This is a genomic window from Geminicoccus flavidas (genome assembly GCF_009806515.1).
Taxonomy (GTDB): Bacteria; Pseudomonadota; Alphaproteobacteria; order Geminicoccales; family Geminicoccaceae; genus Geminicoccus; species Geminicoccus flavidus.
On record NZ_WUJP01001099.1, the window covers coordinates 1 to 1,478 of the forward strand.

The 1,478-nt window shown below is 68.9% G+C and carries 2 protein-coding genes and 1 pseudogene; 2 read left to right on the forward strand and 1 reads right to left on the reverse strand.

Going from position 1 to position 1,478, the window contains the following annotated elements; translation table 11 throughout:
• Positions 1–82: pseudogene (locus EQG76_RS33855) on the reverse strand (hypothetical protein); the annotation flags it as partial.
• A 181-nt stretch (positions 83–263) separates the two neighbouring features.
• Here EQG76_RS33855 and fliW point away from each other — a divergent pair.
• Complete coding sequence (fliW, locus tag EQG76_RS31000; RefSeq protein ID WP_159719069.1) at positions 264–761, forward strand: flagellar assembly protein FliW; 498 nt, start codon at positions 264–266, stop codon at positions 759–761.
• 15 nt (positions 762–776) lie between these two features.
• The coding region (locus EQG76_RS31005; protein ID WP_159719070.1) for a tetratricopeptide repeat protein at positions 777–1,478 on the forward strand (702 nt) is incomplete at its 3' end.

Consider the following 1,478-nt stretch of genomic DNA (forward strand, 5'->3'; position numbering starts at 1 on the left):
GATGCGCCGCACCCCGGTCCAGCGTGATGCTCTCGATGCCCCGATGGGCGGCGAGCAGGATCGTGCCGCTCGGGAGTGAGTGCTCCTGGCAGCGAGCAGGCTACGTCATCTGCCACCGCCTGGACGTATGAAATGGCGGCCGCGCGCCCATAGCGCCTGGCCCACACCTGGGACGGGCCCACCGAAGCTGGCGGCTGCAACTATTCGTTAAGCATCGGCAGCTATCATCGCCGGCATTGGCAATCCGTCGAGGGACAGTAAGCGTGACCGCTATCGTAGCCGTGGCCGGTCCTGGGACCGCACCCGCCTTCCCGCCGCCCGCCGGACCGGCCGTTCCGGAGCAGGATGGCCATTCCGTGCAAGCCGGCGCCGATCCGGCGCGACTCCTGTCCTTTCCGGCAGGCCTGCCCGGATTTCCCGGCTGCCGCCATTTTCAGCTCGAGCGGGTTCCTGGCAGCAGCCTGCTCCTGCTGCAATCCCTGGACGATGCCGGCCCGAGCTTCTTCGTGCTGCCGCTGCCCGGTGGGGATTCGCTGATCCGCCCTATGGATCGGCTCGCGGCCTGCCGCTCGGTCGGGCTCCCCCCTTGCGACACCGACTTCCTGGCGATCGTCACGGCCAGACGCAGCCATGCGGCCCTGGAATTGTTCGCCAACCTGCGGGCACCGGTCGTGATCGACACGCGGCGCCGCATCGGCGCGCAGATAGTACTCGCGGACGCAGCCTATCCCCTGCGTCACCCGGTGGTAGCGGCAGCCTGAGGGCGAGGTCGGATCATGCCCGGCAATACCTTGCTCTCGTCCCAGGCAGTGCTTCCCGCCGGCCATCCGGTGGTCGACGGCCGCCGCTCTGCGACCCAGGCCATGTTGCTGGCAGCGGTGGAGCGTCATCGTGCCATGGACTATGCCGCGGCGCGTGATCTCTATCGTCAGGTCCTGCGTTCCGATCCCGAGCAGGCGGATGCCGTCCATCTGCTCGGCATGGCATTGGCAGCGCTGGGCGAGGTGGCCAAGGGAGAACGGCTGGTCCGCCAGTCCATCGCGCTCCGCCCGGAGCGGGCTCGCTTCTGGTCCAACCTCGGCAATCTGCTGAACCGGAGCGGCCGCAAGCAGGCGGCGATCGAGGCTTTCGCAGAGGCAGCCCGGCGCGACGCGACCTTCGCGGACGCTCCCGCCAATCTCGCCGGGGTGCTGGCATCGCTGCAGCGTTACGAGGCTGCGGAAGCCGCAGCGCGCGATGCGCTGGAGCTGGATCCGAACCACCCGACGGGCCTCGCGAACCTAGCCGGTGCGCTCATCGGCCTCGGACGTTACGTGGAAGCCGAGCCGCACCTGCGACGCGCGCAGGAACTGGCGCCGAAGAGCTACGAGGTCTGGTACAATTTGGGCCATCTCTCGATGGCGCGCGGTCGCGTGGACGAGGCAGAGCAGGCCTTTCGGCGCGCCCGGGAACTGGATCCCGGGGCAGTCGAGCTGCTC